We start from the raw sequence: 18,845 nt of genomic DNA, 5'->3' as shown, positions 1-18,845 counted from the left end.
GATTATAGAGAAGTCAGAAACAAAAATCGACCCCAAATGCATTTTTTTTACGTTTGCTCAAATAAACATCGCATTTTGTATTTAAATTATGCGATTTAGGCAATTTGTTCGCTAACAACTCGGTTTTATCGTTAACCTTAAGTTAAATGCGGTATTTTCAGGTACTCTTCACTTTGCATTTCTTGCAATCGAGATAAGCAACGTTGGTATTCGAATGCTAACAATTGGCCCTGATACAGCGATTCCATTGGCACTTCAGCGTTAATCACTAATTTAACTTTTCGTTCGTAAAACTCATCAATTAACGCTAAAAACCGCCGAGCCGGGTTTTCATCGTTGGTTCCCATCACAGGTACATCGTACAGTAAGACGGTGTGATAACAGTTGGACAGGTAAATATAGTCATTTTGACTACGTGGCTCCTCACACAATACTTTGAAGCCTATCGCAAGAACACCTTCTGCAGCACGGATAGCGGGCATTTTTCGATGGTTAACCTCTAAAACAGGGTTCACCTCACCTTCTTTTCCTGCCAATTTCACAAACACCTCATCAAGATGTTGTCGGTTTTCATGGTTAATTGGCGATAAAAATAAATGTGCTTGCGTTAAAGTTCTTAAACGGTAATCAATACCTGCATCGACATTCATCACATCACAGTATTTTTTAATTTGCTCAATCGCAGGTAAAAAACGTGCCCGCTGCAAGCCATTTCGATAAAGATTATCAGGGATGATATTTGAAGTGGCGACAAGAGTGATGCCCCGAGCAAAGAGCCCTTCTAGTAAAGTGCCTAGGATCATAGCGTCTGTAATATCTGACACAAAAAATTCATCAAAACACAAGACATCTGTTTGTTTTTTAAACTCATCCGCAATGATATCTAGCGGGTTCTCTTGCCCTTGCAGTGCCATCAAATCTTCTTGTACTTTTTTCATAAAGCGATGAAAATGTAAGCGAAGTTTACGCGTACCCGGTAAACTTTCATAAAACATATCCATCAGCCACGTCTTTCCACGCCCCACCCCGCCCCACATATATAGCCCTTGTATGGGGACTACCGGTGCTGTTGACGTTTTACCTAGAAGGCGGTTAAAGCGCTGCTTTAAACCTGAAGGCTTATCTTGTAAAGTGGAAGAGGTTGCATTAACAAGCTGCTGATATATTTTATCTAGGCGTTCTACAGCGAGCTTTTGTACGTCATCTGGCTGATAATTTCCATCAGCTAGCGCTTGTTGATAACGCATTATAGGGGTCATCGGCGACATTAACTGAATAATCCTTAAAAAATTTTCGGTTTTTTTACCGTTATTTGATATACACTGCCTTTATTATAACCAGATTCAGTTATCATTTAACTTTCGGTTAACGAGCCGCTATAGAGTAAGGAAATTCGATTTAAGATTCCACTCTTAATATCTTAATAAGTTGTTGACTAATTTAGCCTGTCTAATTCAAAGCTTGTCGATTTTGTCATCACTTAACTAGTCAAATTACAATATGTTAAGACGCTTTACTTGACGCTTACATGCAACTTGAATTATTTAAGGTATAGTAACGGTAACAACACTACGTTTCTGCGAACATTGAATCTGTGAACATTGAAGTAATGAAGGAGTCAGCATGACCTGGGAGTATGCATTAATCGGATTGATTGTGGGTTTTATCATCGGTGCATTAGTTGTGCGCTATGGCAACCCAAAGCTTCGCCAGCAAAAAACAGCGCAGGCTGAGCTAGACAAAAAAAGTACTGAACTTGAAGAGTACCGTAAAGAGCTTGTGAGCCATTTTGCTCGTAGCGCAGAATTATTGGATAAAATGGCGCGTGATTACCGTCAGCTTTATCAACACATGGCACAAAGCTCGTCTGAATTAATGCCTGATATGCCAGCGCAAGACAACCCATTTAACTATCGTTTAACCGAATCTGAAGCAGATAACGATCAAGCGCCAGTTAAAATGCCACCAAGAGATTACTCAGATGGTGCATCGGGTCTTTTCAGGCCTATCGAAGAGAAAGAGAAGTAAGTTTTTATCTTTTATCACCAGTAAGCACCACTTACTGGTGATTTTCTACCAAATACACTAAATTTAGTCGCTTTCCGTGTATCTTTCATGATTAAATTTTTATTTAATAATTCTGAACAAGATTTCCATCCAAATATAAATTAATAATTTATTTACCTACTGTATAGAAGTTATGGTTTCACTTAAGTTGCATGTAAATAGATGTAAAAGAGTGGATATTCGCTACCCGTAAGGGGAACTTTTGCGCATAATCGGTAGTCATAGTCATCAGTAAAATTGAATCTGATACCAACCAATATTATCTCAACGCATTGTGTTTATTCTAAAATTGTATCTACAATGAGTTGATAATTTATTCTTGAGAGAATCGACTAAATTATGAAAAGAAAAAACTTTTTTCTTACCGCGGTAGCAATGAGTTTAGGTTTATCTTTAGCGGCTATCCCTGCCGTAAGTAGCGCAGCATTACCTGCAACTTTACCTGCAACAGCACAAAGCCAGAACATGCCTAGCTTAGCTCCAATGCTTGAAAAAGTATTGCCTGCTGTAGTTAATATTCACGTGTCGGGTACGCGCGTACAAAACCAGCAAATTCCAGAAGAACTTAAATTCTTTTTTGGCCCAAATGTACCACAACAGCAACAAAGCGTACGTCCATTTGAAGGCTTAGGTTCGGGGGTCATTATTGATGCTCAGCAAGGTTATATTTTAACCAATAACCATGTTATTGATGGCGCTGACAAAATTCAAATTCAATTAAATGATGGCCGTGAAATTGCCGTTAACTTAATTGGTAAAGACCCGCAAACAGATATCGCGTTATTGAAAATCAGTAATGCAAAAGATATCAAAAACTTAACAGCTGTTAGTATTGCAGACTCCGACAAATTACGTGTGGGTGATTTTGCGGTTGCCGTCGGTAACCCATTTGGTTTAGGGCAAACAGCGACATCAGGCATTATCTCCGCATTAGGCCGTAGCGGTTTGAACCTTGAAGGTCTAGAAAACTTTATCCAGACCGATGCTTCCATTAACCGTGGTAACTCTGGTGGCGCACTCGTTAACCTAAACGGTGAATTAATCGGTATCAATACCGCAATCTTAGCACCTGGCGGCGGTAATATCGGTATCGGCTTCGCGATCCCAAGTAATATGGCTAAAAACCTTAGCGAGCAGTTAATTAAGCATGGTGAAGTAAAACGCGGGATCTTAGGTATCAAAGGTACTGAAATGAACTCCGATATCGCTAAAGCATTCAATATTGATGCACAGCGTGGCGCTTTCGTGAGCGAAGTTTTACCTAAATCATCCGCAGCTAAAGCAGGTATTAAATCCGGTGACGTTCTCGTCTCTGTTGATGGTAAACGTATTAATAGCTTTGCAGAGTTAAGAGCTAAAATCGGTACTAGCCAAATTGGTAAGGAAATTACTATTGGCTTGATTCGCTCAGGTAAACCAATGGAAGTCAAAGTGGTTCTCGAGAACGACGAAGGCTCTGCAACTAAAGCCGAAAAATTGAGTGAATCTTTATTAGGTGCAACGATTTCTAATGCAACGGTAAGCAACACCAAGGGTGTTCAAGTTGATAGCGTCGCACCAAAATCACCGGCGGCTGCCATTGGCTTAGTAAAAGGCGATTTAATCTTTGGTGTCAATGACGCTCGTGTTGAGACGATTGAACAATTCCGTAAGATTATCGATGCTAAACCTCCGGTATTAGCCATGAAAGTTTTGCGTGATGGTGAAACATTATATTTACTGATGAAAAATTAATTCATCAAAAACCATCTGAAAACCAATAAAACAGGTACAGTATCACTCTGCTGTACCTGTTTTTTTATGTTATGCTCTGAACATGTTTAAGCAATAACTAAATATTCTATATCCTATGGTGAAGAAGCTAACTTTATCTGTCATGCTTGGCCTGTTGACTGCATTGATTATTATCATTGCGGTTCCTTCGTTGCGCCCTCAAGGTTTAGCCGACTTATTATATGGTAAAACAAATAGTGAACCCGTCAGCTATAATAAAGCAGTACGCCGCGCTGCACCTGCGGTGGTCTATGTTTATAGCAGTTCAAAAGGCAGTTTTTCCCAATCAGGACGTGAATTAAAATCCCTCGGTTCAGGTGTGATCATGAGCCAAAATGGCTACATCATCACGAATAAACATGTCGTTGATAACCCAGACCAAATTTTAGTGGCTTTACAAGATGGTGCTATTTTTGATGCGCTTCTAGTTGGCTCAGACCCATTGACTGACCTCGCCGTATTAAAAATTGATGCTGATAACTTACCTGTCATTCCAATTAATACGCAACGAGTCACTCATGTTGGTGATGTCGTACTGGCAATTGGAAATCCTTATAACATAGGTCAAACCGTTACTCAGGGGATTATCAGTGCAACAGGTCGCGTTGGGTTAAGCTCCACTCGCCGGCAAAACTTTCTTCAAACCGATGCATCAATCAACTCAGGTAACTCTGGCGGAGCATTAATTAATACCGAAGGTGAGTTAGTCGGCATCAACACGCTTTCTTTCACTGCAGGTCAAGGCATTAGTTCTGAAGGGCTAAGCTTTGCTATTCCTACCGCGCTAGCCACCAAAATCATGGATAAGCTAATTCGTGATGGCCGAGTGATCCGCGGTTATATTGGTATTACCGCACGCGAATTACCTCAAATTAGGTCAAACAACAATAATATCAATCAAATACAAGGCTTGCGAATTTTCCAAGTTGCCCCAAATGGACCTGCGGCTAAGGCAGGTATATTGCAAGGGGATATTATTTTATCGGTTGATGGTAAACCAGCTATTTCAGCCGCGGAAACTATGGATTTAGTTGCAGAAATTCGTCCCGGAAGTAAAACGGCAGTACAGATTTTACGAGATGGCGAAATTAAAAATATTGATGTGATTATCGAAGAAATTCCTGAAGAACAGGCTGGGTAGTCATTAGAAATACACTTGCGTAAAAAAGGTTGTTCGATATCGAACAACCTTTTTTGATTCATCGAATGGGTAAATGAAGCCACCAACCCATTTACTTTATCAAAGTATTAATCATCTGAGTGTACGCGCTGAATATCAGCACCTAAACCACGTAGTTTATCTTCGATATGCTCATAACCACGGTCAATATGATATATACGGTCAACTGTCGTTGTCCCTTCCGCAATACAGCCCGCTATAACTAAACTCGCAGAAGCTCGTAAATCTGTTGCCATCACCTGTGCGCTGGTTAATTTTTCAACACCATGACATAACACAGTATTACTTTCAATTTCAGCATGAGCGCCCATACGGATTAGTTCAGGGATATGCATAAAACGATTCTCAAAAATCGTTTCAGTGATCATACCAGCGCCATCAGCAACAAGATTAAGTAAGCTAAACTGTGCTTGCATATCCGTTGGGAACCCTGGGTGTGGTGCCGTACGCAATGTCACTGCTTTCGGGCGTTTGCCTTCCATATCTAGGCTAATCCAGTCATCACCGATTTCAATTTTAGCCCCAGCTTCACGCAATTTAGCTAATACCGCATCTAGAGTGTCTGGACGTGCATTACGACAGATGACTTTGCCGCGCGAAACCGCGGCTGCAATTAAAAATGTTCCCGTTTCAATGCGGTCAGGCAGTACTTTATAAACGCCCCCACCTAAACGTTCAACACCTTCAATAACAATACGATCAGTCCCTGCGCCAGTAATTTTTGCACCAAGAGTATTTAAGAAATTGGCGGTATCTTCAATTTCAGGTTCACGTGCCGCATTTTCAATTGTTGTGGTTCCTTCAGCTAAAGTCGCAGCCGTCATAATAGAGACTGTCGCACCCACACTGACTTTATCCATCACAATGCAAGCACCTTTTAAACGACCATCAACCGTTGCTTTCACATAACCATCTTCTAAAACAATCTTTGCGCCTAATTGCTCTAAACCTGAAATATGTAAATCAACTGGACGAGCACCGATAGCACAGCCACCTGGTAAAGAAACTTCACCATGACCAAAACGAGCAACCAATGGCGCCAAAGCCCAAATGGATGCACGCATGGTTTTAACAAGGTCATAAGGTGCACAGTATGTCGTTACAGTACTTGCATCGACGTACACAGAGCCATTGCGTTGTACTTTAGTACCAAGTTGATTCAGTAATTTAATCGTTGTGTCAATATCCCTCAAATGAGGAACATTCTGTATTTCTACTGGCTCTTCAGCCAACAGAGCAGCGAACAGAATTGGTAATGCCGCATTTTTTGCGCCAGATATAGTGACCTCACCCTGTAAGCGGGTTGGTCCTTTAACTAAAAACTTATCCATTCAAGTATTCTCGTATGTCGAATTTTACAGTCTGTTCGCTTAGGCTTTGTAATCAAAGGCCACTAAGTTTACGATCGCGCTCCCATTGCGCAGGGGTGTACGCTTTAATAGACAAAGCATGAATGCGGTTATCCGCAATATACTCCATTAAAGGCGCATAAATTGCTTGCTGTTGCTTAACACGGCTCATACCGTCAAACATGTCACCGACCGCGATAACCTGAAAGTGGCTACCATCACCAGTAACAATAGCCTCATTCAGAGACAATTTTTCCATCAATACTTGCTTAATTTCGTTGGTATCCATAATGACTCAATTTATTAATTATTTGTGATTTATAATTTTACTCTAAATAGTGCAAATTGCATGCATAGCGTACAGAGACATCGCAATAAGAACAGTCAGAGCTCAATCCTCTATCCTAAAGGATTAGGCTTAACACTTAAACCAAAGAAAACGCCTCTCGTGCCGAAAAGCACATAGAGGCGCTTATTTTTACATAACTTGACCCAATTTAGGATATTTAACCTAATTGAGGATAATCTTTTGAACCCCGTATAGCTCAATCAATGTATTCAAGTTATCACTGACACCAGTTATATTCAGTGAACGGTTTTTAGCTTGGAATTCACCTTTTAAGCGAACTAGCATCGCCAAGCCTGTTGAGTCAACATGCTTGAGACCAGAAACATCTATATTTTCAATGCGTTCCAGCGATGAGTCTTTTTTATCCCAAAACGACATTAGCGAATCACGGTCTAACGTCCCGGTGAGATAAAGTGTTGTTTCATTGAGTTCCCATGCCAACAACTGACTCATATTACTTTTTCTCTTCTAAAGTAATTGGCGCTTTTGCACTGATTTCTAACTGTTTTGTTAAACCATCGACACCTTGCTTACGTAAAATATCACCCCACTCATTTTGCTTAGTCGTGATCATACTCACGCCTTCTGCAATCATGTCGTAAGCTTGCCAGTAACCTGTTTTGCTATTTTTACGCCATTGGAAATCTAAACGGACAGGAGGACGTCCATTGGTATCAACAATAGTCACGCGAATGGCAACAATGTTTTTATCTCCCAACGGTTGTTCTGGGGCTATTTGATACGTTTGGCCATGGTACATTGCTAAAGCTTGACCATAGACTTGCTCAAGGTAATCTTCAAATGCGTTGAAATAAGCCTCACGCTGTGCTGGAGTTGCCCCTTTATAATAGGTTCCTAACACCAAAGCCCCAGCATATTTAACTTGTACATAAGGTAATAATTCCTCACGAACAATTGTTCTAAGATACTCGGGGTCTTGCTTAATTTTCGGTTGCTCTGATTTCAAGCGGTTAAACGTTTTCGCCGCCGCTTCATCCATTAACTTATAAGGGTTGGTTTGGTCTACTGCCATGGCAAATGGCGCGATTGCCAACATAGCAACCATCATTAAACGTTTAAACATAATTCATTCCTTTATTCTTCAAAGGGAGCATCAAATTACTGCGCAGTTGACTCTGGCTCTGCACCTTGGCTATCACCACTTTTATATAAAAACTGGCCAATTAAGTCTTCTAATACCATAGCCGGCTTAGTATCTTCAAGACGCCCGCCATTTTTTAAGATTGCGATACCTAATTCTTCGTCATCAGGGCCAATATTCATCGCAATATATTGTTCACCCAACAAACCTGACGTCCGAATTGACAGTGAGCTCGAATCAGGAATATTGTCGTACTCACTTAATAAATCAATTTTAACTTCAGGAACATAATTCTTTTTATCTAGCGTGATACTGGCAACTCGCCCAATCACCACACCACCCACTTTGATTGGCGAGCCTTCTTTTAAGCCACCAATATTTTCAAAAGATGCTGAAATTTGATAGGTGGATTGGCTTCCTATCGATTTTAAATCAGCAACTTTTAAACACAAAAAGATAATTGCGGCAATCGCCAGCAACATAAAACAACCAACCCATATTTCACTTTTTTTACTTTGCATGACTTAGTTCCCAAACATCAGTGCGGTAAGTACGAAATCCAGTCCTAAAACAGACAATGACGCATGCACAACTGTTCTAGTTGTCGCTTGGCTTATCCCCTCCGAAGTTGGGATGGCATCATAGCCATTAAATAATGCGATCCAAGTAACTGTGATAGCAAAGACTAAGCTTTTAATCACACAGTTTACTAAATCTAGTCGCCAATCAACGGAAGATTGCATTGAAGCCCAAAAAAAGCCTTCATCAATCCCCTTCCAGTCAACCCCAACTAGTGCGCCACCTAAAATGCCGACAGCAACAAAAATTAGAGATAACAATGGCATACTAATAAAACCAGCCCAAAAACGTGGCGCGATGACACGCCTTAGAGGGTCAACTGCCATCATTTCAAGGCTAGAAATCTGTTCTGTCGCTTTCATTAAGCCAATTTCAGCTGTTAATGCAGAGCCCGCACGGCCAGCAAATAATAATGCGGTTACAACAGGGCCTAGCTCACGTAACAATGAAAGTGCGACCATCATACCTAAGCTAGCTTCAGCACTAAAAGTGGTGAGAACCAAATAGCCTTGTAACCCCAATACCATTCCGATAAATAAACCGGAAACAGCAATGATAAGTAATGATTGCACACCAATGGCGTACAATTGCTTCATCAATAATGGCCATTGTTTACGAAACTCTGGTTTACCGAGTAAGGCGCGAAACAGCATGTAACCTGCTCGACCAAACGCGGAAAATATATCAATCCATCGGCGCCCGAAGCCTGCTATCGCCTTTAATATCATCTTATTTTACCCTAATAAATCAGCCAGATAATCATTGGCGGGAAAACGGAATGGCACAGGCCCATCAGCAATACCATCAAGAAATTGTCGCACACGAGGGTCTTGGTTTTCTCGCAATTCTTCACCCGTTCCCTGAGCAATGACATGCTGCTGCGCAACAATATAAGCATTATCTGCGATACTCAATACCTCTGGAACATCATGGGAAACCACGACACAAGTGACACCCAGTGCTTGATTAAGCTCATCAATCAATTTAACCAAAACACCCATCGTAATGGGATCTTGGCCGACAAAAGGTTCATCAAACATGATTAAATCTGGGTCAAGTGCAATAGCACGCGCTAACGCGGCGCGCCGTGCCATACCCCCTGACAACTCAGATGGCATTAATTGAGCAGCACCACGTAAGCCAACTGCCTCTAGTTTCATCATCACCGTCGTATGGATCAGTGATTCTGGCAGGTTAGTGTGCTCACGTAGAGGGAAAGCCACGTTATTAAATACGTTCATATCCGTGAATAACGCCCCGGATTGAAACAGCATGCTCATCTTTTTACGAGACTGATACAGCTTTGAGCGTGACAGCGCTGGAATATTATCGCCATCAAACCAAATTTCACCTTCATTTGGCCGTAATTGCCCACCAATCAAGCGCAGTAATGTGGTTTTACCAATCCCTGATGGCCCCATAATTGCCGTAATTTTTCCACGAGGAACGGTCAGATTAATATTTTCAAATATTTTCCGATTTCCTCGAGTAAAGGACATGTTCCGTACTTCAATTAAATTGTCTGTCTGTGCTTGCATTGTTAAATAACTCGTTATACACCACGCGTAAATATATTTTATCCGTTCAGATGTTACCGAAAGATAAACTGAAAATCGTCAAATATCACAACAAAATAGAATTTATAGTATTATAGCGTCGAAAATATGACTTTTAGTGTTACAACTCTGTTTTTATCTAAGCGAAACAGAGAAAAAACAATATAATTTACTTATAGTCAGCAAAAGCTTTCACTATTAACAGCAGATAGCTCTTAGAATGTTGTGATGTTACCTAGCTTGAGGATACGCGAATTTGCCTATCCATTTTTGGTTCAAGATGCTAATGAAACCGTCTTGTACGTATTAAATTCTACATCGAAGTGCCCAAAAATACTCATTAAGTATAAAACTAACATTAAAAATAGCTTAACTGACAAAATACTTACTGATACCAAGTATTCGTTATACAATTTAATTTCGCTAATCCGATTAACTTAAAAGCTACGCATGGAACTAGAAATGTCAAACTTCGATTTTCAGAAAGTAGGTAAAGAAGTTCTCCATATCGAACACGAAGGTTTAAAAAACCTAGAACAATATATCAATACTGACTTTGACCGCGCTTGCCAGCTTATTTTTAACTGTGAAGGCAAAGTCGTCGTAATGGGAATGGGGAAATCGGGGCATATTGGCCGTAAAATTGCCGCTACACTAGCGAGTACAGGAACACCATCATTTTTTGTTCATCCAGGAGAAGCCAGCCACGGTGACCTTGGGATGATTACTCATAACGATGTTGTGTTAGCCATTTCCAATTCTGGTGAGTCAGGAGAAATTTTAGCCTTACTCCCTGTTTTAAAAAGAATTAAAGTGCCTTTAATCTGTATGACTAACAATCCTGAAAGTAATATGGGAAAATATGCAGATGTTCATTTATGTATCAAAGTCCCTCAAGAAGCCTGTCCATTGGGGCTAGCTCCTACCACGAGTACAACAGCTACACTCGTGATGGGAGATGCATTAGCGATAGCCTTATTAACCGCCCGCGGCTTCACTGCGAATGATTTCGCACTTTCGCATCCGGGTGGCGCACTTGGGCGCAAACTTTTACTCCTCGTTCGTGATTTAATGAATACGGGTGATGAAATCCCCCATATTCCTAAAAGTGCGTCTTTACGCGAGGCTTTAGTGGAAATTACTCGCAAAAAACTGGGTATGACCGTTATTTGTGATGATGACATGAATATTGAAGGTATTTTCACTGATGGGGATTTACGCCGTATCTTTGATATGGGAATCGACCTGAATAACGCTAAAATTGCTGATTTAATGACCCCCGGTGGAATTCGGGTATCGCCAACCATGTTAGCGGTTGAAGCACTTAATTTAATGCAATCTCGGCACGTGACTTCGTTATTAGTTGCAAATGATAACAAATTAGTTGGTGTGCTACATATGCATGATCTGCTACAAGCAGGTGTTGTATAACATAAGGAAATACCATGACGTCTACCTTGTTGGAAACCTGCTATGGCCCTGTTGCCAATACTGTTTTAACCAAAGCAGAAAAAATCAAATTATTGATCTGCGATGTTGATGGTGTCATGTCTGATGGCTTGGTCTATATGGGAAATAATGGCGAAGAACTCAAAGCCTTTAATGTCCGTGACGGCTATGGAGTACGTTGCTTATTAACTTCCGGTATTGAGGTCGCCATCATTACAGGAAGAAAAGCGAAGCTTCTTGAAGATAGGGCTCAAACATTAGGCATTACATATCTTTACCAAGGTCAAAGCGATAAGCTTTTGGCGTATCACGAACTGTTAGATACACTACAATTATCAGCTGAAGAAATAGCTTATATTGGGGACGATCTGATTGACTGGCCTGTTATGGCCAAAGTAGGCTTATCCGTCGCGGTCGCGGATGCCCATCCTTTGTTATTACCGCGAGCGGATTATGTGACTCGCATTGGCGGAGGAAAAGGCGCAGTCCGCGAACTTTGTGACCTTATTTTGCTTTCTCAAGGCAAACTGGAAGAAGCAAAAGGTTTATCAATATAACGAATAGATTGAATTCATGAGCAATGCGAAGAAGTGGTTAATTATTATTTTATCCTTGGTTGTATTAGGGCTTATCGGTTGGAATTTAGCGGGTAGTGATTCTGACAACCCAGAGGATAAAGTAATTAATGATGGTCAACCTAATTATCAAACTGATGATTCAGTGACTTTTGTCTATAATCCAACGGGTAATTTAGCGTATAAACTCGTTTCAGATAAAATAGATAACTACACTGAAGGAAAAATCACGTGGTTTTCAAAACCGGTTCTAACCACTTATAACGAAGCGGGCGAGCCAACCTGGACGGTTAAGGCTTTCAAGGCCAGGTTAACGAACGATAGAATTCTCTATTTATATAGCGATGTTCAGGTTGATAGCTTGACCAAAGACTCGCAGATCCAACGAATTACAACTGAAAGTGCAGTTGTCAATTTGACAACACAAGACGTTTCATCTGATGATAAAGTGACCATTATTGGACAAGGTCTCAATTCTACCGGTATGAAAATGAAGGGAAACCTTCGTACAAGAACGGCTGAATTAATCGAAGATGTTAAAACTCATTATGTGTTACAACCAGAAGAGCATTAAAATGAATCAAGTAACTAAGAAACGTTTTATTCAAGGAGCTGTTGCCAGTGCAATTTTGGCTCTTAGCCTACCTGCGATGGCATTAAAAAGTGATACGCAGCAGCCAATGACGATTAATTCGGTCAAACAATCTCTTGATTTAGAAAAAAACGTCACCACCTTTACTGATGATGTTGTTATTAAACAAGGTTCTATTGATATCAGAGCCAATAAAGTGGTTGTAACACGTCCAAGTAGTGACTCGGATAAAATTGTGATTGAGGCCTTTGGTACTCCGGTTACCTTTTACCAATTACAGGATGATGGAAAACCGATTAAAGGCCATGCCAGCAAAGCCCGTTATGAGGTCGATAAACAGCTCGTCACCTTAACAGGCAATGCCTATCTTGAGCAATTAGACAGCAATATTCAAGGTGACAAAATTACCTATTTAGTGCCAACGCAGCAAATGGAAGCATTTAGTGATAAAGGCAAACGCGTCACCACTGTAATACTGCCAGCCCAATTGCAAGAAAAAGGCCCTGCAGCGAATAAAAATTCATCAGCAAGTAAGAGTAAATAACTGTTATGGCGACACTAACCGCTGAAAATCTAGCTAAAGCCTATAAAAAACGTAAGGTCGTTGAAGATGTCAGCCTGGAAGTTAAATCAGGTGAAATCGTTGGCTTGTTGGGACCAAACGGTGCCGGTAAAACCACGACCTTTTATATGGTTGTGGGTATTGTTCAGCGGGACGCTGGCAAAATTATGATTGATGGTGAAGATATCAGCCTTCTACCGCTGCATGAACGTGCTCGCCGTGGAATTGGCTATCTTCCTCAAGAAGCCTCAATTTTTCGCCGCCTCAGCGTTTATGATAACTTAATGGCTGTGTTAGAAATTCGCGAAGATTTGAGTTCCCAGCAACGTAAAGAACGTGCTGAAGAATTGATGGAAGAATTTAGTATCACCCACCTTAGGGACAGTATGGGGCAGTCGCTATCCGGTGGAGAACGGCGCCGTGTGGAAATTGCGCGTGCACTGGCTGCTAACCCAAAATTTATTTTATTAGACGAACCTTTTGCGGGTGTTGACCCTATTTCCGTCTTAGATATCAAAAAAATCATTCAGCACTTAAGAGATTACGGCCTCGGCGTTTTAATTACCGACCATAATGTGCGGGAAACCTTAGATGTGTGTGAAAGAGCCTATATTGTCAGTCAGGGGCACTTAATTGCGCATGGGTCACCAACCATGATCTTAGAGAACGAACAAGTGAAACGTGTATACTTGGGTGAAGGCTTCCGGTTATAAATTATCGTGTTGTCATTTTTTAGGGAGAATAAAACAGATTCATGAAGCAAAGTTTGCAGCTTAGAGTCAGTCAACAACTTGCAATGACCCCTCAATTGCAGCAAGCTATCCGCTTGTTGCAGCTGTCTACACTTGAGCTTCAGCAAGAAATTCAACTTGCCTTGGAAACCAACCCACTTCTTGAACAAGAAGAGTTAAATTCTGAGTCCGAATCTATTGACTCCCTAAATGAAAATACCGATACCAGTGAACTCGACACCAAAGACGCTCTTGAAAATCATGATATGCCAGATGAGCTCCCTTTAGACGCTGATTGGGATGAAATATATACGGCAGGAACACCGTCAGGGACCAGTAACGATTATAGTTTTGATGAACTGCCTGTTTATCAAGGTGAAACAACACAAACGTTGCAAGATTACCTAACGTGGCAAGCTGAACTGACCCCGTTTACTGACACGGACAGGGCAATCGCCACCGCCATTATTGATTCAATAGATGATTCTGGTTATCTGACAACAGCAATTTCTGATATACATGAAGGGATTGATAACCCTGAAATTAGCATAGAAGAAGTCATCGCTGTCCTAAAACGTATTCAGCATTTCGACCCACTGGGTGTTGCAGCACAAGATTTAAAAGAGTGTTTATTAATCCAATTGTCGCTGTATCCTCAGCAAACTGATGGGCTACAAGATGCAAAGCGCATTATTAGTAACCATATTGATTTGCTGGCTAACCGTGATTTTCGCCAGCTGAGTAAATTAACTCGCTTAAAAGAAGATGCACTAAAAACCGCGATAGACCTGATTTTAACGCTGAATCCAAAACCCGGCCAATCCATCAATACTGGGGAATCGGAATACGTCATTCCTGATGTTTTAGTGAAAAAAATTGCTGGGCACTGGCAAGTTGAGTTAAATACAGATAGCATTCCTAAACTAAGCATTAATAACCATTATGCTTCAATGCTAAATAATTCAGCAAATGAAGATGACTCGCAATATATTCGTAGTCATCTGCAAGATGCAAAATGGTTGATTAAAAGCCTTGAGAGCCGCCACGAGACACTCTTAAAAGTCGCGACTTGTATTGTAGAACAGCAGCAAGAATTCTTTGAGCTAGGTGAGGAATACATGAAACCGATGATACTGGCCGATATCGCCTATCAAGTGGACATGCATGAATCAACTATCTCACGAGTAACAACTCAAAAGTTTCTCCATAGCCCACGAGGTATTTTTGAGTTGAAGTATTTTTTCTCCAGCCATGTTAATACGGACACAGGCGGCGAAGCCTCCTCAACCGCAATTCGAGCATTGGTGAAAAAACTGGTTGCTGCTGAAAACCCAGCAAAACCATTGAGTGACAGTAAATTGACGAGTATGCTGGCAGAACAAGGCATTCAAGTCGCTCGCAGAACTGTTGCTAAGTATCGAGAATCGTTATCCATTCCGCCCTCTAACCAGCGTAAGCAGCTGGTTTAATTGATAAAATAAGGAAGATTGTATGGAATTTCAGATTACTGGACACAATATTGAAGTTACTCCTGCATTGCGCGAGACTGTTGAGAAAAAACTCAAAAAATTGGAACAATTGTTTGATCGTATTAATGGTATCCAAGTTGTCTTGAAAGTTGAAAAAGTTCAGCAAATTGCAGAAGCAACCGTGCAAGTCAATGGAGCGGAGCTCCACGCATCAGCGGAAGAAAACGATATGTACGCTGCTATAGATATACTCGTAGACAAACTGTCGCGCCAATTAACCAAACACAAAGAAAAACTGAGACAACATTAATACATTGATGCGGCTTATTAATTAGCCGAATAATGTTTCAAACCAGATGATGGAATACATCATCTGGTTTTGTAGTCCTAAGTGAACAATAAAATGAATAGTGATATAGAAATCCAGTTAAACGTTGTTTTATCATCAGCCTGTACACGTAATAATATTGTGTGCACCAGTAAAAAAAGAGCTTTAGAAATTATTAGTGAGCTGGCTGCCGTTGAATTGGAATTACCTGAAAATACGGTATTTGAAGCGTTATTAACCAGAGAAAAAGTTGGCACAACAGGTATTGGCGGCGGTATTGCCATTCCTCATGGGAAGCTGAACGAAGGTGAAAGTAGCCGTGCTGTCGGTGTCTTTTTACATTTAGAAGAACCGATTGCGTTTGATGCAATTGATAATCAGCCTGTTGACTTGCTTTTCGCTTTACTCGTGCCATCAGACCAATGTAAAACGCACCTGCATACGTTGTCGCTTATCGCCAAAAAACTAGCCGATAAAACGCTCTGTAAACGCCTGCGCAGTGCACAAAGTGATGAAGAGCTATACAGCATAATTACAGAGTAAGTGATAAATTATGTATCTTGCCATATGCAAATGATATTGTTATGGTTTCTAAGTAATATTAATTGGCAAGTACTGCTTTTCAAGAAACACATTATTAGGAAACAAAAGGGAGCAAGCTCATGGTGCTGATGATAGTCAGCGGCCGTTCCGGTTCGGGGAAATCCGTTGCCTTACGTGCGCTGGAAGATATGGGTTTCTATTGCGTAGATAACCTACCGGTTGTATTACTGCCGGAGTTAGCGAATTCACTGGCTGATCGTAATATTTCAGCAGCGGTAAGCATCGACGTGCGTAATATGCCCGACAATCCAGAGATTTTCGAAGAAGCGATTGATAAATTACCATCAACCTTCTCTCCTCAATTATTGTTTCTAGATGCCGACCGTAACACGCTTATACGTCGTTACAGTGACACTCGTCGGTTGCACCCACTTTCAAGTAAAAACCTTTCGCTTGAAAGCGCGATAGATGAGGAAAATGAGCTACTTGAACCTTTACGCTCTCGTGCTGATTTAGTTATTGATACTTCAGAAATGTCCGTTCATGAATTAGCTGAAATGCTAAGAACACGTTTGATGGGCAAACGTGAGCGTGAGCTGACAATGGTGTTTGAATCCTTTGGTTTCAAACATGGTATTCCTATTGATGCCGATTATGTATTCGATGTGCGTTTTTTACCAAACCCGCACTGGGATCCGAAATTACGCCCAATGACAGGTCTTGACCGGCCCGTTGCTGCATTCTTAGATAGGCATACTGAAGTCCATAACTTCATCTACCAAACTCGTAGTTATTTAGAATTATGGCTACCAATGTTAGAAACCAATAACCGTAGCTATTTAACTGTCGCGATTGGCTGTACGGGGGGGAAACACCGCTCAGTATACGTCGCAGAACAACTTGCCGACTATTTCCGTTCCCGTGGTAAAAATGTGCAGTCACGCCACAGAACATTGGAAAAGCGCAAATAACAGCAATGACCGTAAAAGCCACAATAACGCTCAAAAATCGGCTTGGGATGCATGCACGACCTGCCATGTTACTCTATGATTTAGTTAAACAATTTAACTCTAGAGTTATTTTGCGTAATAATAATCAAATTGAGGCGGAGGCCGATAGCGTTATTGCGATGTTGATGTTAGACTCAGAACAAGGCAGTAAGATTGATATCGAGGTTAGCGGTCCGGATGAAAATCAGGCCTTGTCCGCAATTATCAACCTATTCGAAAACAGGTTTGACGAAGAATAGTTGATGAAATGATGAAAAATAGCAGAGTTTCAAGCTAGCTATAGCATGTCAATCAGTAGATTTTTATCTAGGCAGGCTTAGAGATCGTGATCATGATCTCTTCCCTTTAAAGCGTATAGCGCCTAATATTTTACACAAACTTATTTCTAGCGACACCCCCTACCTTATGGGTGGGGGGTGTTTGCTTTGTATGTCTCTATTGGAGTGTGGTATGACAAAGCCAACAATTATTATCAATGATTTAGATGCTGAACGTTTAGATGCACTGATGGAACAGCCGGCTTATGCGGGCACACCGGTTGCCGAAGCGCTCAATGATGAACTTGACCGTGCGGATATTCTTAGCCCACAAGAAATCCCTGCCGATGTGGTCACGATGAACAGTACCGTTCGCTTTTTAGATTTAATCAGCAACGAAGAACGCACACGTACCTTAGTTTACCCAGCGTCACTGAAAGATAGTGCGGAGCAACTATCTGTGATGGCTCCGATTGGTGCAGCCTTGTTGGGCTTGCATGTAAACGATGAAATCAGCTGGGAGCTGCCAAACGGTGTTCAAACACGTGTTCGTGTACTTGAAATCGTTTATCAGCCAGAAGCGGCTGGTGAGTTCCACCGTTAATCACGACAACGGCTGAATTAAAGAAGGCTTAGCGAAAAAAGTTTTATTTAAAAAACTCTAGTAAGCCTTCTAACCTATTCAGGCACTCAATTGAGTGCCTTTTTTGTTTTAATAGGTCGCAATGATAATATAAGCTATCGCTTTTTAGTCATATTTATCAATCTATTACGCTCCCATTGGTGAAGGAGCTTATCCAATAAAAATAGTTTGATTACCTTTATCGCTAACAGCCCGCCCCAAATAGCACTAACCCAAATAGGCCAATAGCTCTCTGGTGCATAAATATAATTAGCGGTATACAGTATTACGCATACAATAATCGCTGTTACTATATTTTTAAGTAGCTTTGTTTCATCTCTTACCCGCTTTTTAGCCTCTTCTATCCGATTATCTAGCTCAATACTTTCGGGTAACGGCGCAGATGTCAGTTCAGACACACTCACATTAAATACCGATGCTAATGCACTGAGTGTTTCTAAGCTAGGCACTTCATCGTTTTCAATTCGTTGGATAGTTCTTGTGCTCAGTGATGATAGTAGAGCGAGCTGTTCTTGAGACCAAGCTCGCGCTAATCTCAATTGTTTAATTTTATTTTCCATCATAACCTACCTTAAAAATCGAATGATCTTAGGAGATGGCTATACTGTCAGCATAATGCAATCATGACCACGACAGCATGACGACAGAGCGACGACACCGCAGTGACAGTGATAAATACTATTTTATAGAATAAAAAACGCCCAATAACAAATGTATTAGGCGCCTTGTTT

Annotated in this window: 23 protein-coding genes; 14 read left to right on the top strand and 9 right to left on the bottom strand. The window is 41.0% G+C overall.

Translation table 11 applies throughout. From position 1 onward, the window contains the following. Nucleotides 1–137: 137 nt before the first annotated feature. Complete coding sequence (gene zapE / locus PSF28_RS07285; protein ID WP_272684831.1) at nucleotides 138–1,268, bottom strand: cell division protein ZapE; 1,131 nt, start codon at nucleotides 1,266–1,268, stop codon at nucleotides 138–140. Nucleotides 1,269–1,623: 355 nt separating this feature from the next. Between zapE and zapG the strand changes: the two genes are divergently transcribed. The 3 genes from zapG (at nucleotide 1,624) to degS (ending at nucleotide 4,981) form a co-directional block, all read left to right on the top strand. After that, nucleotides 1,624–2,028, top strand: coding sequence for a Z-ring associated protein ZapG (gene zapG / locus PSF28_RS07280; protein WP_004908297.1), 405 nt, complete (start codon nucleotides 1,624–1,626; stop codon nucleotides 2,026–2,028). Between the two features lie 378 nt (nucleotides 2,029–2,406). After that, nucleotides 2,407–3,801 carry a Do family serine endopeptidase gene (locus tag PSF28_RS07275; RefSeq protein WP_198633922.1) on the top strand — a complete coding sequence of 465 codons (1,395 nt, stop codon included), beginning with the start codon at nucleotides 2,407–2,409 and terminating at the stop codon, nucleotides 3,799–3,801. 115 nt (nucleotides 3,802–3,916) lie between these two features. Beyond that, the gene (gene degS / locus PSF28_RS07270; protein ID WP_210835956.1) at nucleotides 3,917–4,981 is read left to right on the top strand and encodes an outer membrane-stress sensor serine endopeptidase DegS; all 1,065 of its coding nucleotides are present in this window, start codon (nucleotides 3,917–3,919) and stop codon (nucleotides 4,979–4,981) included. A gap of 107 nt (nucleotides 4,982–5,088) precedes the next feature. Here degS and murA read toward each other — a convergent pair whose 3' ends face one another. From murA to mlaF, 7 genes are all read right to left on the bottom strand, one after another. Continuing rightward, nucleotides 5,089–6,351, bottom strand: a complete 1,263-nt coding sequence (murA, locus tag PSF28_RS07265) for a UDP-N-acetylglucosamine 1-carboxyvinyltransferase (RefSeq protein WP_210835955.1) — start codon at nucleotides 6,349–6,351, stop codon at nucleotides 5,089–5,091. Nucleotides 6,352–6,403: 52 nt separating this feature from the next. Next, nucleotides 6,404–6,658 carry a BolA family iron metabolism protein IbaG gene (gene ibaG, locus PSF28_RS07260; RefSeq protein ID WP_004258269.1) on the bottom strand — a complete coding sequence of 85 codons (255 nt, stop codon included), beginning with the start codon at nucleotides 6,656–6,658 and terminating at the stop codon, nucleotides 6,404–6,406. A 222-nt stretch (nucleotides 6,659–6,880) separates the two neighbouring features. Then, a complete protein-coding gene (gene mlaB / locus PSF28_RS07255; RefSeq protein WP_272684830.1) occupies nucleotides 6,881–7,171 on the bottom strand; it encodes a lipid asymmetry maintenance protein MlaB in 291 nt (96 codons plus the stop codon). A gap of 1 nt (nucleotide 7,172) precedes the next feature. Then, nucleotides 7,173–7,802: a phospholipid-binding protein MlaC gene (gene mlaC / locus PSF28_RS07250; RefSeq protein ID WP_004908281.1), complete on the bottom strand. Its 630-nt coding sequence runs from the start codon at nucleotides 7,800–7,802 to the stop codon at nucleotides 7,173–7,175. A gap of 35 nt (nucleotides 7,803–7,837) precedes the next feature. After that, nucleotides 7,838–8,341: an outer membrane lipid asymmetry maintenance protein MlaD gene (gene mlaD / locus PSF28_RS07245; RefSeq protein ID WP_102137924.1), complete on the bottom strand. Its 504-nt coding sequence runs from the start codon at nucleotides 8,339–8,341 to the stop codon at nucleotides 7,838–7,840. Nucleotides 8,342–8,344: 3 nt separating this feature from the next. Then, nucleotides 8,345–9,127 (bottom strand): lipid asymmetry maintenance ABC transporter permease subunit MlaE, encoded by a 783-nt coding sequence (gene mlaE, locus PSF28_RS07240; RefSeq protein WP_004908276.1) that lies wholly within the window; start codon nucleotides 9,125–9,127, stop codon nucleotides 8,345–8,347. A 6-nt stretch (nucleotides 9,128–9,133) separates the two neighbouring features. Beyond that, nucleotides 9,134–9,937: a phospholipid ABC transporter ATP-binding protein MlaF gene (mlaF, locus tag PSF28_RS07235; RefSeq protein WP_272683965.1), complete on the bottom strand. Its 804-nt coding sequence runs from the start codon at nucleotides 9,935–9,937 to the stop codon at nucleotides 9,134–9,136. A 480-nt stretch (nucleotides 9,938–10,417) separates the two neighbouring features. Here mlaF and kdsD point away from each other — a divergent pair, with 480 nt between their 5' ends. The 11 genes from kdsD to rnk all read left to right on the top strand — a co-directional run bounded on the left by kdsD (nucleotide 10,418) and on the right by rnk (nucleotide 18,075). Then, nucleotides 10,418–11,386, top strand: coding sequence for an arabinose-5-phosphate isomerase KdsD (kdsD, locus tag PSF28_RS07230; protein ID WP_004908272.1), 969 nt, complete (start codon nucleotides 10,418–10,420; stop codon nucleotides 11,384–11,386). A 14-nt stretch (nucleotides 11,387–11,400) separates the two neighbouring features. Then, nucleotides 11,401–11,961 (top strand): 3-deoxy-manno-octulosonate-8-phosphatase KdsC, encoded by a 561-nt coding sequence (gene kdsC / locus PSF28_RS07225; protein WP_210835952.1) that lies wholly within the window; start codon nucleotides 11,401–11,403, stop codon nucleotides 11,959–11,961. A 16-nt stretch (nucleotides 11,962–11,977) separates the two neighbouring features. Then, nucleotides 11,978–12,553, top strand: coding sequence for an LPS export ABC transporter periplasmic protein LptC (lptC, locus tag PSF28_RS07220; protein WP_210835951.1), 576 nt, complete (start codon nucleotides 11,978–11,980; stop codon nucleotides 12,551–12,553). A gap of 1 nt (nucleotide 12,554) precedes the next feature. Beyond that, complete coding sequence (gene lptA / locus PSF28_RS07215; RefSeq protein WP_004908264.1) at nucleotides 12,555–13,115, top strand: lipopolysaccharide ABC transporter substrate-binding protein LptA; 561 nt, start codon at nucleotides 12,555–12,557, stop codon at nucleotides 13,113–13,115. A gap of 5 nt (nucleotides 13,116–13,120) precedes the next feature. Beyond that, nucleotides 13,121–13,846, top strand: coding sequence for an LPS export ABC transporter ATP-binding protein (lptB, locus tag PSF28_RS07210; protein WP_004908261.1), 726 nt, complete (start codon nucleotides 13,121–13,123; stop codon nucleotides 13,844–13,846). Between the two features lie 41 nt (nucleotides 13,847–13,887). Then, nucleotides 13,888–15,333, top strand: coding sequence for an RNA polymerase factor sigma-54 (rpoN, locus tag PSF28_RS07205; RefSeq protein WP_210782094.1), 1,446 nt, complete (start codon nucleotides 13,888–13,890; stop codon nucleotides 15,331–15,333). 22 nt (nucleotides 15,334–15,355) lie between these two features. Next, nucleotides 15,356–15,643 (top strand): ribosome hibernation promoting factor, encoded by a 288-nt coding sequence (hpf, locus tag PSF28_RS07200; protein WP_210835950.1) that lies wholly within the window; start codon nucleotides 15,356–15,358, stop codon nucleotides 15,641–15,643. A 93-nt stretch (nucleotides 15,644–15,736) separates the two neighbouring features. Continuing rightward, nucleotides 15,737–16,204: a PTS IIA-like nitrogen regulatory protein PtsN gene (ptsN, locus tag PSF28_RS07195; protein ID WP_004258311.1), complete on the top strand. Its 468-nt coding sequence runs from the start codon at nucleotides 15,737–15,739 to the stop codon at nucleotides 16,202–16,204. 119 nt (nucleotides 16,205–16,323) lie between these two features. Next, the gene (rapZ, locus tag PSF28_RS07190; protein WP_004258318.1) at nucleotides 16,324–17,175 is read left to right on the top strand and encodes an RNase adapter RapZ; all 852 of its coding nucleotides are present in this window, start codon (nucleotides 16,324–16,326) and stop codon (nucleotides 17,173–17,175) included. A 5-nt stretch (nucleotides 17,176–17,180) separates the two neighbouring features. Then, complete coding sequence (gene npr / locus PSF28_RS07185) at nucleotides 17,181–17,453, top strand: PTS phosphocarrier protein NPr (protein ID WP_004258320.1); 273 nt, start codon at nucleotides 17,181–17,183, stop codon at nucleotides 17,451–17,453. A 211-nt stretch (nucleotides 17,454–17,664) separates the two neighbouring features. Next, nucleotides 17,665–18,075, top strand: a complete 411-nt coding sequence (rnk, locus tag PSF28_RS07180) for a nucleoside diphosphate kinase regulator (RefSeq protein ID WP_004908251.1) — start codon at nucleotides 17,665–17,667, stop codon at nucleotides 18,073–18,075. A 134-nt stretch (nucleotides 18,076–18,209) separates the two neighbouring features. On the opposite strand, the gene PSF28_RS07175 is transcribed toward rnk, so the two are convergent. After that, on the bottom strand, nucleotides 18,210–18,674 hold the full coding sequence (locus PSF28_RS07175; protein WP_247605256.1) for a helix-turn-helix domain-containing protein: 465 nt from the start codon (nucleotides 18,672–18,674) through the stop codon (nucleotides 18,210–18,212). Nucleotides 18,675–18,845: the final 171 nt, after the last annotated feature.

Origin of the sequence: Providencia sp. PROV130, assembly GCF_028482225.1 — a bacterium.
Classification (GTDB): domain Bacteria; phylum Pseudomonadota; class Gammaproteobacteria; order Enterobacterales; family Enterobacteriaceae; genus Providencia; species Providencia rettgeri.
This window is presented reverse-complemented; position numbering and strand designations above follow the sequence as displayed.

Excerpts from the sequence above, each read along its gene's own strand:
- kdsC (WP_210835952.1), top strand. The coding sequence starts at position 11,401 with ATGACGTCTACCTTGTTGGAAACCTGCTATGGCCCTGTTGCCAATACT.
- rapZ (WP_004258318.1), top strand. The coding sequence starts at position 16,324 with ATGGTGCTGATGATAGTCAGCGGCCGTTCCGGTTCGGGGAAATCCGTT.
- lptC (WP_210835951.1), top strand. The coding sequence starts at position 11,978 with ATGAGCAATGCGAAGAAGTGGTTAATTATTATTTTATCCTTGGTTGTA.
- ibaG (WP_004258269.1), bottom strand. The coding sequence starts at position 6,658 with ATGGATACCAACGAAATTAAGCAAGTATTGATGGAAAAATTGTCTCTG.
- zapG (WP_004908297.1), top strand. The coding sequence starts at position 1,624 with ATGACCTGGGAGTATGCATTAATCGGATTGATTGTGGGTTTTATCATC.
- hpf (WP_210835950.1), top strand. The coding sequence starts at position 15,356 with ATGGAATTTCAGATTACTGGACACAATATTGAAGTTACTCCTGCATTG.
- mlaC (WP_004908281.1), bottom strand. The coding sequence starts at position 7,802 with ATGTTTAAACGTTTAATGATGGTTGCTATGTTGGCAATCGCGCCATTT.
- mlaB (WP_272684830.1), bottom strand. The coding sequence starts at position 7,171 with ATGAGTCAGTTGTTGGCATGGGAACTCAATGAAACAACACTTTATCTC.
- PSF28_RS07175 (WP_247605256.1), bottom strand. The coding sequence starts at position 18,674 with ATGGAAAATAAAATTAAACAATTGAGATTAGCGCGAGCTTGGTCTCAA.
- mlaE (WP_004908276.1), bottom strand. The coding sequence starts at position 9,127 with ATGATATTAAAGGCGATAGCAGGCTTCGGGCGCCGATGGATTGATATA.
- lptA (WP_004908264.1), top strand. The coding sequence starts at position 12,555 with ATGAATCAAGTAACTAAGAAACGTTTTATTCAAGGAGCTGTTGCCAGT.
- rpoN (WP_210782094.1), top strand. The coding sequence starts at position 13,888 with ATGAAGCAAAGTTTGCAGCTTAGAGTCAGTCAACAACTTGCAATGACC.
- lptB (WP_004908261.1), top strand. The coding sequence starts at position 13,121 with ATGGCGACACTAACCGCTGAAAATCTAGCTAAAGCCTATAAAAAACGT.
- degS (WP_210835956.1), top strand. The coding sequence starts at position 3,917 with ATGGTGAAGAAGCTAACTTTATCTGTCATGCTTGGCCTGTTGACTGCA.
- npr (WP_004258320.1), top strand. The coding sequence starts at position 17,181 with ATGACCGTAAAAGCCACAATAACGCTCAAAAATCGGCTTGGGATGCAT.
- zapE (WP_272684831.1), bottom strand. The coding sequence starts at position 1,268 with ATGTCGCCGATGACCCCTATAATGCGTTATCAACAAGCGCTAGCTGAT.
- ptsN (WP_004258311.1), top strand. The coding sequence starts at position 15,737 with ATGAATAGTGATATAGAAATCCAGTTAAACGTTGTTTTATCATCAGCC.
- kdsD (WP_004908272.1), top strand. The coding sequence starts at position 10,418 with ATGTCAAACTTCGATTTTCAGAAAGTAGGTAAAGAAGTTCTCCATATC.
- PSF28_RS07275 (WP_198633922.1), top strand. The coding sequence starts at position 2,407 with ATGAAAAGAAAAAACTTTTTTCTTACCGCGGTAGCAATGAGTTTAGGT.
- mlaF (WP_272683965.1), bottom strand. The coding sequence starts at position 9,937 with ATGCAAGCACAGACAGACAATTTAATTGAAGTACGGAACATGTCCTTT.
- murA (WP_210835955.1), bottom strand. The coding sequence starts at position 6,351 with ATGGATAAGTTTTTAGTTAAAGGACCAACCCGCTTACAGGGTGAGGTC.
- mlaD (WP_102137924.1), bottom strand. The coding sequence starts at position 8,341 with ATGCAAAGTAAAAAAAGTGAAATATGGGTTGGTTGTTTTATGTTGCTG.
- rnk (WP_004908251.1), top strand. The coding sequence starts at position 17,665 with ATGACAAAGCCAACAATTATTATCAATGATTTAGATGCTGAACGTTTA.